The organism is [Phormidium] sp. LEGE 05292, assembly GCF_015207735.1.
Lineage (GTDB): Bacteria > Cyanobacteriota > Cyanobacteriia > Cyanobacteriales > Aerosakkonemataceae > Floridanema.
On record NZ_JADEWG010000085.1, the window covers coordinates 1 to 16,016 of the forward strand.

Consider the following 16,016-nt stretch of genomic DNA (forward strand, 5'->3'; position numbering starts at 1 on the left):
CCCCTGCTCCCCTGCTCCTCTGCTCCCCTGCTCCCTGCTCCCTACCACGCACTAGTTAGTATATCTTTACGTATCCCTCTAGTGTTTGACCTAATTGCGGGATTTAGTTGATGAGTAGGGAGTTTTCCCTAAAAATCAATTAATCTGCAATTTTGACCAACTTAGGTGGTAAACAGTTTATGCTCTTTGGGGGAGGTAGTGGGTAAAACCATTGCTAGGAAATCCCATCGCCTTAAAGTGTAAGAACATTGGAAAATTAGCCGGACTTCGATCTGGTTTGTTATTTTAATTGCCCATGATGGCCCAGGGTTTAAAATCGTCCACTCTAGAACTCCTAAAACGGTTTAATCGATCGTTTCCGCAATTCTACGAACAGTTTGTCAGTAGCGAGAGTCAATTGCAAAACTTGCGGTTAGCTTATCGACTCTTCAAAACCAAGCGGGCGGTCATTGAAATGAAACCGGAAGGCAATAAAAGCGCCCTTTATTTTGCTTACCGAAATCAGTCATTTCTGTTGAGCGACATTTTTGGCGTATTAGCTGCTTATGGCTTAACTATTCATAGCTTGAGCCTGTACGGTCAAATTCGCCCCCCAATGCTGGTGTTTATTAAGTTAGTCGTTTCTCGTGGTAGCAAGGCTTTAACAGAGAAAACCTCTGAGAATGTCTGTCGCGCTATTCGGGAAGCACTAGGCGGACGCTTTGAGGTCGAGGAAATGCTGGCAGTGGAATTCAATCTTGATGCTGGCTTAGAACAGGTAGAAACTGATTTCCACGTTGACCAAGTATTTCATTTACCAGCGTTGTTAATTGAAGCAGATAACCAGCCGGGATTGTTTTACAAGGTAATGTATGCTATCTGGCAAGAAGATCTGTTAGTGATTAGTGCCAATTTGCTGGTATGGCGGGGACGTACTCGCTTAATACTTTACCTTTTAGGCCCGAATGAGAGCTTGATTCCAGAATATCTTGGACAAAAAATCGCTGAAAGCGTCAAGCTGAGGTTGATGGGTCGATGATTGGGTAAAAAAAACAGGAAACAGGGAACAAATATTTCTGTTATTTTGTCCTGTTACATTTTCCCAGCGACTAAGCTGGTGTGCTCAAAGTTGTCCAAATGCTTGCTATGAGTTGTGTAAGGGGAGTCAAGAGAGTTCCCATTAAGATAGGATCTATCTATGGCAAGCATCAACATCCTGGGTACAGCACACGCTTATGAGTTGACGGCTCCTACCGCTAAGAGTGATGTTTTAGTATTCATTCACGGTTGGCTGTTGAGTCGTCGCTATTGGCAACCTCTGATTGAGCTTTTGGCACCAAGTTACCAATGCCTTGGTTATGATTTGCGTGGGTTTGGTGATTCCCAAATTGGTCAGAAAAATCAAAATGTAGTAGGTAGTCTGGAAAAGTCTTTGGTTGAGACGGTAAATGCCAAGGCTGCTCTTTATACTCCAGCTGTCTATGCTAATGAGTTGGGTCTTTTACTTAAGGAATTAAATATTTCTAGTGCTTGGTTGGTTGGTCATTCTCTGGGTGGTACGATCGCACTCTGGGCAGCAGAACAATTTCCTGAGTCCGTCAAGGGTGTTATTTGTGTTAACGCTGGCGGTGGTATTTATCTCAAGGAAGCTTTTGAGCAATTTCGTTCTGTTGGTCAACAGTTAGTCAAATTTCGTCCGCGAATTCTTCGTTATTTACCTTGGATTGATTTAGTATTTGCTCGTGATAGTGTGGCGTGTCCAGTTGCACGTTCTTGGGGTCGTCAAAGGGTAATCGATTTTGTCATGGCGCACCCACAAGCAGCTTTAGGAACTTTACTAGAGTCAACAACTGAAGCAGAAGTTAATACTCTGCCAAAAATAGTTTCGCAACTTCAGCAACCTGTTTATTTTATTGCTGGTGCCAATGACAAGGTAATGGAACCGAAATATGTGCGCCATTTAGCTAGTTTTCATCCCTTATTTGAATGCTGTGGAAATAATGTTATTGAAATTCCTGATTGCGGACATTTGGCTATGTTAGAACAACCGAATGTGGTGGCAAAAGAAGTTAGTAGTATTCTGACTCGGTATGAAAGCGAGTGAAATATCGCATCAATATGCAGAGGGAAGGCAGAATGAGTGTGTCTTAACGAGGCAAAATATCATCAAGTCGAAGTTGTAAGTTTTTGAGCAGAGGAGAAACGATACGGCTAACGCCACGCTGCGCGATCGCTTCACCCAGACGAAATTTTTGTTGAGTATAATTGTCTTCAATTAGTTGGCAAACAGTAACGGTCGGTTGTTTTGGTTTACCAATAAAAGCCACGCCTCCCAAACCTAAATAATCAACAATCCAATACTCAGGGATTCCAAAAAGTGCATATTCTTCAACTTTTCGGGCGTAATCTGTTTCCCAATTAGTGCTGACAACTTCTACTACCATTTTGAGCGATCGCCTCAACGTAATCACAGGTTCTCTTTGCCACAAAGGTTCATTGCCAAGAACAGTTTCATCTAATACGACAATATTAGGACGACGGGCGGTAGCTACATCTGCAAAAGGACGAATTAAACAAGTGCGAGGAATGAACCAAGGAAGTTTTTCTGCTGTAATAGCAATCCCAATTTGAGTTGCTAGTTTACCGCTAACGGTTTCATGAAGTCCTGTTAGTTCCATATCAACTAACTCTCCGTCAGCAAGTTCATAGCGAGGATTATTAACATATTGAGCGAGAAATGTTTCAAAGGTTAACAGCTTTTGTGTAGTGTAAGTCATAGTTAATTGTTAATTACTAATTACTAAACTATTCCTTGCTCCTCTGCTCCTCTGCTCCTCTGCTCCTCTGCTCCTGTACCCCCCTGCTTCATGAATAAAGCTGCATTACTTGGCTGAGGGGAAGGCGCGATCGCACTCCCAAAGTCAAACTCGAAATATGACCCCGATTCAAATGATCTGCTGCCGCACAACCAATCATTGCCGCATTGTCAGTACAAAACTTCATTGGGGGAAACATCACTTGTAAATTATGCAAAGCAGCTGCTTCCTGTAAATGTTTCCGCAGTCCACTGTTCGCTGCTACTCCTCCGCCTACCGCAATCGTGTTTAGTCCGTAGTCAAGGGCGCAATTAATTGCTCTGCGAGTCAGGGCTTTAGCTACTGTATCCTGAAAACTAGCCGCAATGTCATTTACTGGCAGTGGATTTTGTCCTTCTTGCTCTAATCTTTGGGTTAACCGCAATACAGCAGTCTTTAAACCACTAAAACTAGAATCGTAAGGGTGAAAACCGCCATTTGGTAACGAAATCTTGCCCTCTGGTAAAGGGAAAGCGTTGGGATTACCTTCTTTTGCCAGTTTGTCAATTACTGGCCCACCAGGATAACCTAATGCCAACAATCGCGCCACTTTATCGAACGCTTCCCCCGCTGCGTCGTCGCGAGTTTCACCTAAAGTTTCATAAATTCCACAATCTTTAACATAAATTACACTTGTGTGACCCCCAGAAACCAGCAAACAGAGAAAAGGTGGCTGTAAATCCGGGGAACTCAGGTAAGAGGCATAAATATGCCCTTCTAGGTGATGCACGCCTAAGAATGGCTTTTGATGGAGAATAGCCAAAGTTTTAGCCGCACTTAACCCAACTAATAAAGCTCCTACTAATCCAGGGGCGCAGGTGGCAGCAATCCCGTCTATCTCTGACCAGTTTACACCTGCTTGTTGAAATGCTTGGGCAATGCCTTGGTTAATCGTTTCTACGTGCTGGCGGGAGGCGACTTCTGGGACAACGCCGCCGTACTGTTGATGGACGGGGATTTGAGAGGCAATGATACTGCTGTAAACTTGCCGATCGTTGACGATCGCCACCGCTGTTTCATCACAACTTGTTTCTATTGCTAAAATTGTCGCCATTGCTCACTCTTAGGAAATTGTTGAGAACTTGTAACCGTAGGAGCGGGTTTTAGAAATAATTTTTTGATGACGAGACAAGGATAATTGCTAAACCCGCCTCTACAACTCAAAACCCTTCATTCCCTTCTGCCTTGGAGCCTTCTGCCTTGGTGCCTTCTAGAACTAGTTTGAGAAACTTTAACTTTTGTTCACTTCAACTTTACTAAAAATACCAAGCAAGAGTATTATTTCTTCCTAGTTCAGCGGTTTCGACTGTACAAATTATCTCAGCTTTTTGTACAACAAACTTATTGTTTTGTAACAAAAGGAAACAATCCGATGCGACGCTTGTTCGCTTTAATTCTCGTAATCAGCCTTTGGTTCAGCTTTGCTCCTGCTGCTTCTGCTGCGGACTCCTCTGTTCTCGTACCCTGCAAGGATTCTCCAGCATTCCAACAACGCTATAAAACTGTCCGTCCCACGACTGATGATCCCCAATCAGGGAAAAAGCGTCTCGATCGCTATTCTGAAGCACTTTGCGGCCCTGAAGGACTGCCACATTTAATTGTAGATGGTAGCTTGTCTCACGCTGGCGACTTCTTAATCCCCAGTATTCTGTTTCTCTACATAACTGGTTGGATTGGCTGGGTTGGTCGTGCCTATCTCCAAGCTATTAAGAAAGACAAATCTCCAGAAGAAAAAGAGATCATCATCGATGTACCTCTAGCAGTTTCCAAAATCCTCACAGGCCCATTATGGCCTTTGTTGGCATTAAAAGAATTGACTACTGGTGAATTAGTAGCTGACGATAGCAAAATCCCTGTTTCACCTCGCTAGTTTAGTTGCGTTTTCTTAAAAAACTTGGAGGATTTGTTCATGCAATATTTCTTGAAGTATCTTTCTACCGCTCCTGTTATAACAACAATTTGGTTGTTTATTACTGCGGGAATTTTGATTGAATTTAACCGCTTTTTCCCAGATTTACTATTCCATCCTCTGCCATAGGATATATCTTTCGGCATAGTTTCTTGATGGTTTCGTTATACCTGTAGGAGTATGCTAGTTGTTGCTTTTGGCAGTAGCATTAATGCAGAACTGGCAACACGCTCCGACAATTTTATCTGATGTTTAAAACTCGCGATTGTTTACAAGCGTTGGTGTAACGTTAAGTAAATAATCGCGAGTTTATTGTTTCGCCTATTGAATTGCCCTTGCTAATGCAAAAAAGGTTAGGGTAGGGAACAGATAAACTGTCACGCATCTAATTTATTTATTGAGGCTGTAGGGAAACAGGAGAAAGGATTAAAGCAATTTTTTTCAGTTTCCAAGTAAAGTAATTTAAATGGGCAAAAGTTGATTTCTGTTATAGTAGTCTCCACAATTTATAGGGCATTTTCCTGTTTTCAGTTCCCTTTAAATCAAAATATGATTTCCTAACCGATATGTTGGTTACTATACATTTCCCAGCTTAGGTTTGTAGCCATTTTTTCTAACATACGAGTGATTTTTAAGTATTTAAATTTTGTAATTTGGTAATCAGAACTTCCTCTAGATAATCTTCTGTAGTTATAAAAACTGGAAACAGAAATCTGTGGAATTGGCGGCGCTTTGCTTGCTTACGCACTTCTAGCTTTGGATATTCCCCATTTTATTAGCACTTACCTGTTCCAATAAATTAGCTTATTTGCTAATTTTTAAATCGAGAAACCAGTGTTTTAAAATTAAACTGGTTTCTCGATTTTGGTTTTTAATAACTATTCCAGTCGTTTCTGGTTTTTAGAGCGATCGCACCCAAGCTTTATTATGGATGGGAGAAGCGCCCGTTTGATTGAGTTTCTAATTTATTAATAGTGAGAAAGAGTTCTTCATCCGCCATTAGCTTATCGTAATCAATGCTGATTTGCGTTGGGTAGCCTAGAGTAGGGTGATATTTAACATCAACCCGGTGAGCATTTTTGGCAAGTGCTGAACGAATAATCTCAAATAGTTTATCAATAGAATCGTACTTTTGGAAGAGCTCTCTATTAACTATATTTCTGCTGGTTTGTGGCGTAATTGAAGAAGTTTTACCAGAACGAACATCAATAATAACTGGTTGAGTAATATTAGGTGGGCAGAAACAACTAACTTGCAGAATGTAGCGGTAATTTTTCAGCTTTTGTTTAACCCATAATTCCTGGTTTTTTCGTAACTCTTCAGAAATTGGATTTTCCGACATTTGCAAATTCCTTTCAGCTAATATAATTAAGTTGGCTTGAGTCGTAAAATTAGATTGGTGAATATTAATTGCATTAGTACGATCGACTATCAAAACCAACATTAAACTTGCGATCGGCAAAAACAAAATTTTTATGAATTTACTCAACATTTTACTCTATGTGTAGTCTGATTGTATAAGCTAACTCCAATCATTGACTATGGCTATTGAAGAAAAGTTCCCCAGAAGACAATAATGTTAACAGTCCTAAAAAAAATGCAGAAGACAGAGAAATTATTTTCTAATCTTCTGCATTTTTAATTTAACTTATTTATCTATCTCTCTTTAAGAGATGAACAAAGGAGAAATTACTTTCTTTAGACCAATCGATCGTCTTTTCGTCCAAGTAACTTAAACAATTCGGAATCGGTCTTGCGTCAACACACTAGCTTGAGTGTTGTTTAACTTCGCCAGATATTCTCCATTACTCTGGATTACAGCAAAATTAGCAAATGCCCCTGTTCCCTGAGTAATCGAAAGAGAGGCAAAATTCAAACCGTTGAACAAACCGATCGAATCTCCTTCACCCGCATTGAAATCGGTGATAGTGGGCGCTGCTTCAATAGTAGAACCACCATTTCCTGGCGCGAGAGTGAACAGATCACTACCTGCGCCACCCGTTGATAAATCTGCACCACCACCACCAAAGATTTGGTCGTCACCTGCACCAGCATTAATATTGTTGGCGACATTGTTACCCAAAATAAAGTCATTGCTTTGAGTACCAATTAGGTTTTCGATCACAGTACCGTAGGCGATCGGAGCACCATAGCGATCGGCTCTATAGGTGTTGCCAGATGTATCCCCCGTAGCCGTATATGTTGCCTGATTATACGCGCTGAAAGCTGTGTTGCGACCGCCAGGATTCAAGTCAAACCTGTAACCTTGCGTAGCAGTTGGAAGGGCAGAGAAATCTAGCGTGTCATTTCCACCGCCATCCCAAATGGTCTTATACTGTTCCAATACATTAGAATCAATCCTATAAGTTGTATCCGTATTGTTATAGGAAGTATTAGCACCATAGAAAAACTGAAGAGCACGGATATCATAGGGGAGCAAGGTTGTGGGTTTATTGTTAGTGAAGTTATAGCTCATCACCGCATTTAAGTAGTTATCGTCCTGGAAAGGAAGGAATGGCCCTTCTCCCTGCTGACCAGTGGTGCTACCGTTGTAATTACCAGGATGACTTAGCCCCATAGCATGACCAATTTCGTGAATCAAACTGATATAGCCGTGACTTCCGGGGCCTTTTTCAAAATTATTATCATCATCGGTACCTTCATAATTGCGAATAAAATGTACATCCCCGCCTTTGCTTCCACCTGGACCATAAGCATAGGCGTAACTTGGCCCTTTAGAGTACATGAAACGCAAGGAACCAATTTTGCCTTCATCCTCATTTACTTCTATAAACCGGATCGGTATAACTGGTTCGTAGACATTTTTGAGAATATCGCGGATGTTATTTTTAACCGCGTCACTTAACGATGCTACATCAGTTTCGCTTGCATCACTTTGGTAAGAAGCAGCAGTATTAGGGGTCACAAAACTGAATGACAGCTTACCTCCAGCTGCAATATTCCACTTACTACCAATTATTAATGCAGCTAGCGGTACGTTATCAGTAGGTTTGGTTACGTTTACAGCATCTTCTTTACCGCTCTTTACAGTATTATCAATTATCGGGTCTTTGCCACCGTTAGGATCGCGGGGTTCGTTGGGTTCCCTGGGTTCTTCAACGTTGGGATCGCGTCCACCCGTACCTGGAGTAGGTGGTAGGGGCGGAGTAGGTGGTAGAGGTGGAGTAGGCGGTACAAGTGGAACCTCTGGATCTCCGATCGTAATTGGTGGTGAGGTTGAGGGAGTAGCTGAGAGAGCTAAATTATAGTTGGTGTCGCCCTCAAATGGATAAACGTGAACGAAATAATTGCCTGTCGGTAAGCCAGTGACGTTGATTGCTTCTGGAGTAACACCTTCATTGGCAGAGATTTCAAACTCTTCATTTTCATCTATGACATTGTTATTATTTTTGTCCAAAGCTAGCGATACATCAGCATCACCACTCAAGCCGTTAAGGGTCAAACTGAAGTCAGTAGTGCCGTTGGTGGTAAACCGATAATAATCATCCGTATCCACCTTACCCACAAAGTCGCTGAAGGTTTGGGTACTACTCAAAATGCCAATATCGTGTGCTCTACCTGGAGTATTGCCTGCATTATCTGGTGGAATAGCTGCGGGAGTAGCTGACAAACTTAGGTCATAAGTTGTATCTTTTTCAAACTGCTGAACGCGAACAAAGTAATTACCCGCACTCAAAGCCAGGTTAGCAATTTGCTCTGAACTGTTACCCACAAATTCAGAAGCAGCAAGCACTTCTTCATCTTCTACAGTGCCATTACCATTACTGTCTTGAATCACGTATAAATCGGCATCGGCACTGAGGTTGTCTAGATTTACATTCAGAGTGCTGTCGCTAGAGAGATTAATACTATAAAAATCATCTGGGTCAACATTTCCGACAAATTCTTTAATGGTCTGAGAATTATTAATCGTACCCAAATTCCGTGCAGTACTCAGGGTGTTACCAGCTGTATCTGCTGGCGGTGTGAAAGGTGTTGCTGATAAGCTCAAGTTGTAGTTGGTGTCGCCTTCAAACTGTTCAACTGCCACAAAGTAACTACCCGGTTGCAACAAGTTGCTAATTTGTTCTGCGGTAACACCTTCAGCACCAGAGAAATTAATTATTTCACTGGATGTTCCATCATCATCTAAAATACCGTTGCCGTTTTGATCCTGAATTAAGAGCAAATCTGCATCTGCACTCAAACCATTAAGAGTAATGTTAACAGTACTGAGATTGCCCACATTGAAGCGGTAGACATCTACTGTGTTATTGTTGCCAACAAAATCGCTAACGCTGGTGCTGCCAATAGTACCTAAATCAAGAGCTTGAGTTAAACCAATAATATTCAACTGTGGCCCTTCTGTACTGAATCGTCCTTCATTTATGCCAAATTGCAGGTAATGTTTAATCGGACTTAAACCAAAAGGTTTAACAGCAGCTGCTACATCTGGGTTTTGCTGTAAATAGTATGAAGTATTGAAGTCAGGGCCAAAGTTACGCCGTTCATATTGCCCATAATCAACAAAGTGTTCTATGGCAGTGAGGGGATCTGCTGTATTCGCACTTGCTTGTACTGCTTGGGCTACATCTGGATTTTCCGTTAGATAATCTTGGGTATAAAATTCACTGAATGGATCGCGCTTTTCAAATTGACCGTACTTGACGAAATGTTCTAATGGTGTTACCACACCATTCGCAACCGCAGTATCGACATCTGAGTAAAAATCTAAATAGAAGCTTGGATTGAAGAAAACACTTGGTTGACGACCTTCAGCCTGACCATACTTAATGAAGTGTTGTAATCCATTCGGAAAAACACCTGATTGTACTGCTTGGGCTACGTCTGGATTTTGGGACAGATAATAGTCTTCGGCAAACAATCCACTGGGACTGCGCCGTTCAAACTGACCACATTTTTGGTAGTGATCGAGTCCGCTGAGAAAAAAACCTTGCCCTATGGCGATCGCTACATCCCGATTGTGCAGCAAATAATATGTTTCATCAAACAAGTTGTTGAATTCTAGCATAATTTTCAGTTGGTTGTAAGTAAATAGACGCACTAAACTGTTCGTTGCAATCAGCAACGTCTAGCAGAAAAGACTGATTTAGTGAGAAAAAATTGATTGAGAGACAATAATTACATCAAAACTTTTTTCCCTGCGATTGCCTACTGGGAAAAGTCACAATAAAGTCAGAAACTTTATTAAAAAATATTACTGAGTCAGAAAGTCAAAAAAAAGTCATAATATACTTTGATAAGAATTCCAAATTTGCTTCAAAATTTGATAATTGACCAATTTCAGTAATATTTGCTAAAAAAATGAATTTAGAAGAAGCTTTAGAAATTGTTGATGCAATCTTAAAGCCAGATTCATTAAACAAACTTCATGAAATATTGTTTCGCCAAGCTTGGGAAGGAAAGAGTTATCAAGAAATTGCTAGCTGTTTTGGTTACGATCTTGGTCATGTAAAGAATGTTGGCTCCCAGCTATGGAAAAAGCTCAGTTTTGCATTAGGAAAGAGAGTTACTAAAACTAATTTCCGCTGTGTTTTATATCGATACGCAGAGCTGCAAATTCAGCAGCAACTTCCTGTGGCGAAGGAAGTTATTGAAACTTTAATTAAAGTTAATAGTTTTGTATCCCAAGACTGGGAAGAATTAATAGATGTTTCTTGTTTTTGTGGTCGAACAACAGAACTTGCTACTTTAGAACAATGGATTACTAAAGAAAATTGCCGACTGCTCGCACTATTAGGTATGGCAGGAATAGGTAAAACTGTCTTATCGGTGAAGTTAGCGCAACAATTAAAAAAGGAATTTGAGTACATTCTTTGGCGCAGTCTCCGTTACGCGCCACCTGTTGAAGAAAACTTAGAGAAAATTTTGCAATTTCTCTTTGACAATCAAACTATTAGTAAAAATCTAAATGTAAAAATAACTGAATTGATTAACTTTTTCCAGCAACATCGCTGTTTATTAATTCTGGATAATGTAGAATCAATTTTTCAAAGTAGGGAATTAGTGGGAAAATATCGTCAAGGTTACGAAGCTTATGGCGAGTTATTCAAACGCTTGGGAGAATCTGTATCAAAAAGCTGCGTAGTTCTAAATAGTCGAGAAAAACCCAAAGAACTTGCTGTACTTGAAGGGAAAAATTTACCAGTCCGTTGCTTCCAATTATCAGGGTTACAATTAGCAGAAATCCCACATTTATTTAAGTTTAAAGGTACTTTCTTTGCAGCGACATCTGATTGGGGAGTAATAGAAAAATATTATTCAGGTAATCCTTTGATTTTAAAAATGCTAGCTACTCAAATTCAGGAGTTATTTGATGGAAATGTTTCCGATTTTATATCTGTATGTGAGCCACATAAAAAGAGGTTTGAAAATATGTATGAACTTTTAGAAGAACAGATAAATCGCTGTTCGGATTGGGAAAAAGAGGTGCTATATTGGTTAGCAGTTAAACGTCATTCAGTTACAATAAGTGAACTAAAACGAGATATTTTAAGTTGGGAGACTCGGCAAAAATTGCCGATTATACTGATGTCTTTGGAAAGGCGATCGCTAATTATTAAGGATCGTTTTAGATTTACCCTAAATCCCCTACTAATGGATTATATAACCAATTTAATAGTTACACTTATCACTCAAGAAATTAAAGATAACGATAAACACTTAATCTATTTAATTCTGCTTTTACAACCCCAAGCAAGTGCTAAAGTTAAATCGGAGCAAATTAACTCAATATTAGAGCCAATTGTGGAAAATTTACGCAGAAAATTTCATTCTCCAAAACAACTAAAAGTTCATTTGGAAAATATTCACTCAGAAATGCGATCGCATATTTCCAATTTATTAGGCTACGGAAATATAAATATTACTTGTTTAAAAAAAGTAGCGGTTATCACTAGTTACCCAATTAAATTAGTTACCAATACGCAATCCACACAACCTATAGCAGATGATATTAATTACCAACATTAATCTACTATAGGTAGCGTTCATAAATTACTTTAGCACAGAGCAAAAAGTGCTGCTTCCAGATTTTCCAAAGCTTTGTCCAAGTTGTCATTGACAATTTGAATATCAAACTCATTAGCGGCGTTAATCTCCTCTTGGGCACGGCGCAAACGTTTGGTAATCGCTTCTTCTGTTTCTGTTCCTCGACGGCGAATTCTTTGCTCTAATTCCCATAGTGAAGGAGGCAAAATAAACAATCGCAAGGCTTTGGGAAAAGTTTGGTGAATTTGTCTCGCGCCTTCTAATTCAATTTCTAAGATTACCCTCTTTCCTTGGGAAATTAGTTCTTCCACTTGTAAGCGAGGTGTACCATAATAATTACCCGCGAATTCTGCCCATTCCAGCAATTCGTCATCTGCAACCATTTGCCGGAACTTTTCCACACTAACGAAATAATAATCTATGCCGTTAATTTCTCCGGGACGAGGTAGACGGGTAGTTACGGAGGTAGAAAGTACCAATTGCGGATGCTGTGCTAGGAGTTGTCGCAGTAAGGTACCCTTGCCAACCCCACTTGGCCCTGTAAAAACAATCAGTTTGCCTGTTTCCATAAGATTGATTTTAGATTTGAGATTTTAGATTTTAAATGCTCATTTGTCATTTGTCATTTGTCATTCGTCATTCGTTAAGAATGTGGTTAAGAATTGTTTGGCAATTACCAATAATTCTTTACAAATGACCTTTAAGTAACAGTTTTTGACTGATGAGCAATAAAAATCCAAAATTTCAAATCTAAAACTGACCAGCTTAGTGTTCGTTAGTCGTCGCCTCTTTGCTGATGACAAAGCGGTTAGCGACTGTTTCCGGTTGAATGGCGGAGAGAATTACATGGCTGGAATCAGTAATAATTACTGCTCTGGTGCGTCGTCCGTAGGTTGCATCAATCAGTTGCCCTCTATCTCTAGCATCTGTGATGATGCGTTTAATAGGAGCGGATTCTGGACTGACAATGGCTACTACTCGACTTGCAGAGACGATATTACCAAAACCAATGTTGATCAGCTGAATATCCATGACAGATTGACGGCCTAGCAGTATGAGGAGCTTTTACAATTATGTTTCCATGATAAATCCAAAAATAAGGAGTTACAAGGCTAAAAACCAAGAAAACAATTGTTTTTAGTTTTTCTTCCGCTTTTTTCACCTTTTTCGGAATTTGACTTCTCTCTAAAGGTATAGAACTAAAAAAGCGGCATTAACCTCTGATTGTAAAAAGCTCGCACAATTAACTGCTCAATTATAGTTAGGTTCACAATCCTGGGATTAAACTTTAACAAATTAGTGGCTAGATTAAAGATTTAGTAAAAATAGTAACTTCCTCTGGTCAGTACGAAAAGCGTAGTTTAGTTTAGATAAAAGGTAAAGGAAGTACCTAAAAAGACTGGAAATAGAATATTAATTGTCTTTCAGCCATCGTAACAATTAAATGTAGAAAATAGGAATTAATAACAATGATTAACTTACGTAGCGCATTTTTTACTTTAGCAGTAGTTAGTTTAGGGACGGTTTCTGTACCGACAGCGGCTAATGCTTTTACGGTGGTCGATCGCACTGGTTTTACCGATACAGAATTCAACGGACTAATAAATCAGGGGCTGTTTGATGAATTATTTGTTGCAGAAAGTAGAATTGGCAACAATAGCAATACAGGTGGCACTCAGGAAATTGGGATTAACAACGATGTAAAATTAGGTGCTCTTCCAGTCGTTCAAGGTCAGCGTACTTGGCAAAACGGCGGCTTGGTCGATTTTATGTTGGAATACACCGGAAGCTTGGTTAAATATACTGTTGGCAATCAGTTACTCAGTACTAATGCTTTTAGCGGCCCGGTAACAGACATTTTCTTTCGTACCCGTGCTGCCAGTAATAGCACAATGACACTGAGCAATTTGTTGTTTAATGGAGTGGGAATTAGCAGTTTGTCTTCTTCCGGTATTGGTACTAGTGATATAGATTATCTGCAAATTAGTAATATCACTGCGCCTTTTACTCTTACTGGTAAATCATTGATGAGTTGGACAGGTACGCGCCCCAATAATTCTGCACTGGCATATCAAATTAAGGTTGGTACTACTCCACAAGTGGAAAGTGTACCTGAACCTGGTACTGTGGGAGCTTTGCTGGCAGCTGGTGTTTTGTCTGTTGGGTTGAAGAAAAAACGGTTATCTGTTTAACTCAGATCTTGTACTCCTGAGCGGAGCCTCTATTTCTCGTTCCCAGGTTGAATCTGGGAACGAGGTTTCGGTTTCCCAGTCCCGTAGGACAGGCATCTTGCCTGTCATCCCCAGTACCCAGTCCCTAAAACCAGGTTTTTCCACCACAAGTACGGGAGAGCCAAACTCTCCTTAATGTTTTGTAATAATGTGTCGCGATCTGAGAAGATAAAAGTAGATAGAAAGTTTAGTTATTCACTCTGAGAAGAATCGACTGTTTTGCAACCCGTTGATTTTACTACACTGACAGCTGCTTGTGATGAATTAAGGGCTGGCTGGCTACCATCGCGCTTGGAACAAGTTTATCAGCGCGATCGCTTTACCGTATCTTTAGCTCTTCGCACTTTAAAAGGTCGAGGTTGGCTAGATATATCTTGGCATCCGCAAGCTGCGAGACTCTGTATTGCTGCACCACCACCCAAAACACCCGACACATTTACTTTTAGTCAGCAGTTGCGTCATCAACTCGGCGGTTTAGCTTTAATCGCAGTTGCGGAAATCGCCCCTTGGGAAAGAGTTTTAGATTTCCAGTTTGGTAAACGTCCGGGAGATCCTCCGCTTTGGCATCTTTATGTGGAAATAATGAGTAAGTACAGCAATGTCATTTTGACGGATGCTGACAACATTATTATTACTGCGGCGCACCAAGTAAATGAACAACAATCTAGTGTTCGCCCGATTTTGACTGGACAACGTTACGAAGTACCACCAATACTTTCCGATCCGATTCCTAGTTTGAGCGAGTCTCAACAACGTTGGCAAGAACGAGTTAGTTTAATTCCGGGAAAGTTGGGACGTTGTTTGCTGAAAAGTTACCGGGGTTTGAGTTCGGCGTTGGTGCAGTCCATGATCCAAGCTGCTGGACTTGACCCTAACCAATCTAGCGATACTTTAACAGAGTCGGATTGGCGAGGATTGTTTCAAAAGTGGCAGGAATGGTTGTTAGTTTTGGAAAAGAGAGGAGATTCTTTTATTCCTGGGTTGACGAAACAGGGGTATACTGTTTTGGGTTGGGATGTGGTTGAGTCTGCTAAGAATGTTCATAGTTTGCTCGATCGCTATTACACTAATCAATTAAACCAGCAGGAATTTACCCAACTTCGCCATCAACTAACTCAGAAACTAAATAATATTCTGGGAAAACTACGGCAGAAAGCACAGGGTTTTGAGCAACGCTTGCAGCAATCTGACACAGCAGATCAACATCGTCAACAAGCTGATTTACTGATGGCGCATCTGCATGAGTGGGAACCAGGAATGAAGTCAATTATGTTAGCAGATTTTGACACTGGCGAACCTGTAAAGATTGGGTTAGATCCCGAAAAAAATGCAGTACAAAATGCCCAAGCTCTTTACAAAATTCACCAAAAACTTAAACGCGCCCGGAATGCAGTTGAACCCCTATTAGCTGAAGTAAAAGCAGAGATTTATTACCTGGAACAGGTAGAGGCGGCTTTAGCTCAAACTGAGTTTTATAGTAGTACAGAAGATCTGCAAACTTTGACGGAAATTCGGGAAGAATTAATTCAACAAAAGTATCTGGAAGACCCAGAATATCGTGTTGCTACTAAAGCCGAGTCAGAGTCGCATCCTTACCGATTTGAGACTCCTAGCGGTTTTGAATTATTAGTTGGACGGAATAATCGCCAAAATGATTATCTCACATTTCGGTTAGCAGGAGATTACGACCTTTGGTTCCATACTCAAGAAATTGCTGGTAGTCATGTTTTGATGCGTTTAGAACCGGGAACTGTGGCGGAGGAAGCTGATTTACAGTATGCCGCCGATCTTGCTGCTTACTATAGTCGTTCTCGACAAAGCGATCGCGTTCCGGTAGTATATACCGAACCTAAACACATTTATAAACCAAAAGGAGCAAAACCAGGCGTAGCGATCTATAAACAAGAAAGGATTATCTGGGGTCGTCCACAATTAAGGTAGTGGAAATACGACAAAAATCAGGATAACTACCGAGATCAAACATCTACCTTTTGTAATATTATAGTTATTAAGAAAGTTTACCCTCTGCAC

General features: G+C 40.5%; 13 protein-coding genes. 7 read left to right on the forward strand and 6 right to left on the reverse strand.

The features are described from left to right. Nucleotides 1-298: 298 nt before the first annotated feature. Complete coding sequence (locus IQ264_RS20995; protein ID WP_073593282.1) at nt 299-1,018, forward strand: hypothetical protein; 720 nt, start codon at nt 299-301, stop codon at nt 1,016-1,018. 159 nt (nt 1,019-1,177) lie between these two features. Next, a complete protein-coding gene (locus IQ264_RS21000; RefSeq protein WP_193982753.1) occupies nt 1,178-2,083 on the forward strand; it encodes an alpha/beta fold hydrolase in 906 nt (301 codons plus the stop codon). A gap of 43 nt (nt 2,084-2,126) precedes the next feature. Here the strand turns inward: IQ264_RS21000 and IQ264_RS21005 are convergent, their stop codons facing one another. Continuing rightward, nucleotides 2,127-2,756, reverse strand: a complete 630-nt coding sequence (locus IQ264_RS21005) for a Uma2 family endonuclease (protein ID WP_193982754.1) — start codon at nt 2,754-2,756, stop codon at nt 2,127-2,129. An 88-nt stretch (nt 2,757-2,844) separates the two neighbouring features. After that, nucleotides 2,845-3,888: a tRNA (adenosine(37)-N6)-threonylcarbamoyltransferase complex transferase subunit TsaD gene (gene tsaD, locus IQ264_RS21010; RefSeq protein WP_193982755.1), complete on the reverse strand. Its 1,044-nt coding sequence runs from the start codon at nt 3,886-3,888 to the stop codon at nt 2,845-2,847. A gap of 318 nt (nt 3,889-4,206) precedes the next feature. Here tsaD and IQ264_RS21015 point away from each other — a divergent pair, with 318 nt between their 5' ends. Together IQ264_RS21015 and psaJ are read left to right on the forward strand one after the other, a co-directional pair. Next, nucleotides 4,207-4,704 carry a Photosystem I reaction center subunit III gene (locus IQ264_RS21015; protein WP_193982756.1) on the forward strand — a complete coding sequence of 166 codons (498 nt, stop codon included), beginning with the start codon at nt 4,207-4,209 and terminating at the stop codon, nt 4,702-4,704. A gap of 39 nt (nt 4,705-4,743) precedes the next feature. Continuing rightward, complete coding sequence (psaJ, locus tag IQ264_RS21020; protein ID WP_193982757.1) at nt 4,744-4,872, forward strand: photosystem I reaction center subunit IX; 129 nt, start codon at nt 4,744-4,746, stop codon at nt 4,870-4,872. Between the two features lie 796 nt (nt 4,873-5,668). Here the strand turns inward: psaJ and IQ264_RS21025 are convergent. Further along, the gene (locus IQ264_RS21025) at nt 5,669-6,235 is read right to left on the reverse strand and encodes a DUF6174 domain-containing protein (RefSeq protein WP_193982758.1); all 567 of its coding nucleotides are present in this window, start codon (nt 6,233-6,235) and stop codon (nt 5,669-5,671) included. 240 nt (nt 6,236-6,475) lie between these two features. Beyond that, nucleotides 6,476-9,775: a pre-peptidase C-terminal domain-containing protein gene (locus IQ264_RS21030; RefSeq protein WP_193982759.1), complete on the reverse strand. Its 3,300-nt coding sequence runs from the start codon at nt 9,773-9,775 to the stop codon at nt 6,476-6,478. Nucleotides 9,776-10,068: 293 nt separating this feature from the next. Here IQ264_RS21030 and IQ264_RS21035 point away from each other — a divergent pair, with 293 nt between their 5' ends. Then, nucleotides 10,069-11,736, forward strand: coding sequence for an NB-ARC domain-containing protein (locus IQ264_RS21035; protein WP_193982760.1), 1,668 nt, complete (start codon nt 10,069-10,071; stop codon nt 11,734-11,736). A gap of 29 nt (nt 11,737-11,765) precedes the next feature. On the opposite strand, the gene gmk is transcribed toward IQ264_RS21035, so the two are convergent. Further along, a complete protein-coding gene (gene gmk / locus IQ264_RS21040) occupies nt 11,766-12,323 on the reverse strand; it encodes a guanylate kinase (protein ID WP_193982761.1) in 558 nt (185 codons plus the stop codon). 196 nt (nt 12,324-12,519) lie between these two features. Next, complete coding sequence (gene remA / locus IQ264_RS21045) at nt 12,520-12,786, reverse strand: extracellular matrix/biofilm regulator RemA (protein ID WP_193982762.1); 267 nt, start codon at nt 12,784-12,786, stop codon at nt 12,520-12,522. A gap of 437 nt (nt 12,787-13,223) precedes the next feature. On the opposite strand from remA, the gene IQ264_RS21050 reads away from it, so the two are divergent. Together IQ264_RS21050 and IQ264_RS21055 are read left to right on the forward strand one after the other, a co-directional pair. Then, nucleotides 13,224-13,946 carry a choice-of-anchor W domain-containing protein gene (locus tag IQ264_RS21050; RefSeq protein WP_193982763.1) on the forward strand — a complete coding sequence of 241 codons (723 nt, stop codon included), beginning with the start codon at nt 13,224-13,226 and terminating at the stop codon, nt 13,944-13,946. 258 nt (nt 13,947-14,204) lie between these two features. Next, entirely contained in the window at nt 14,205-15,926 is a 1,722-nt protein-coding gene (locus tag IQ264_RS21055; protein ID WP_193982764.1) for an Rqc2 family fibronectin-binding protein, read from the forward strand. Nucleotides 15,927-16,016 lie beyond the last annotated feature (90 nt).

Coding starts and splice junctions, on each gene's coding strand:
- IQ264_RS20995 (WP_073593282.1), top strand. CDS start 299: ATGGCCCAGGGTTTAAAATCGTCCACTCTAGAACTCCTAAAACGGTTT.
- IQ264_RS21000 (WP_193982753.1), top strand. CDS start 1,178: ATGGCAAGCATCAACATCCTGGGTACAGCACACGCTTATGAGTTGACG.
- IQ264_RS21005 (WP_193982754.1), bottom strand. CDS start 2,756: ATGACTTACACTACACAAAAGCTGTTAACCTTTGAAACATTTCTCGCT.
- tsaD (WP_193982755.1), bottom strand. CDS start 3,888: ATGGCGACAATTTTAGCAATAGAAACAAGTTGTGATGAAACAGCGGTG.
- IQ264_RS21015 (WP_193982756.1), top strand. CDS start 4,207: ATGCGACGCTTGTTCGCTTTAATTCTCGTAATCAGCCTTTGGTTCAGC.
- psaJ (WP_193982757.1), top strand. CDS start 4,744: ATGCAATATTTCTTGAAGTATCTTTCTACCGCTCCTGTTATAACAACA.
- IQ264_RS21025 (WP_193982758.1), bottom strand. CDS start 6,235: ATGTTGAGTAAATTCATAAAAATTTTGTTTTTGCCGATCGCAAGTTTA.
- IQ264_RS21030 (WP_193982759.1), bottom strand. CDS start 9,775: ATGCTAGAATTCAACAACTTGTTTGATGAAACATATTATTTGCTGCAC.
- IQ264_RS21035 (WP_193982760.1), top strand. CDS start 10,069: ATGAATTTAGAAGAAGCTTTAGAAATTGTTGATGCAATCTTAAAGCCA.
- gmk (WP_193982761.1), bottom strand. CDS start 12,323: ATGGAAACAGGCAAACTGATTGTTTTTACAGGGCCAAGTGGGGTTGGC.
- remA (WP_193982762.1), bottom strand. CDS start 12,786: ATGGATATTCAGCTGATCAACATTGGTTTTGGTAATATCGTCTCTGCA.
- IQ264_RS21050 (WP_193982763.1), top strand. CDS start 13,224: ATGATTAACTTACGTAGCGCATTTTTTACTTTAGCAGTAGTTAGTTTA.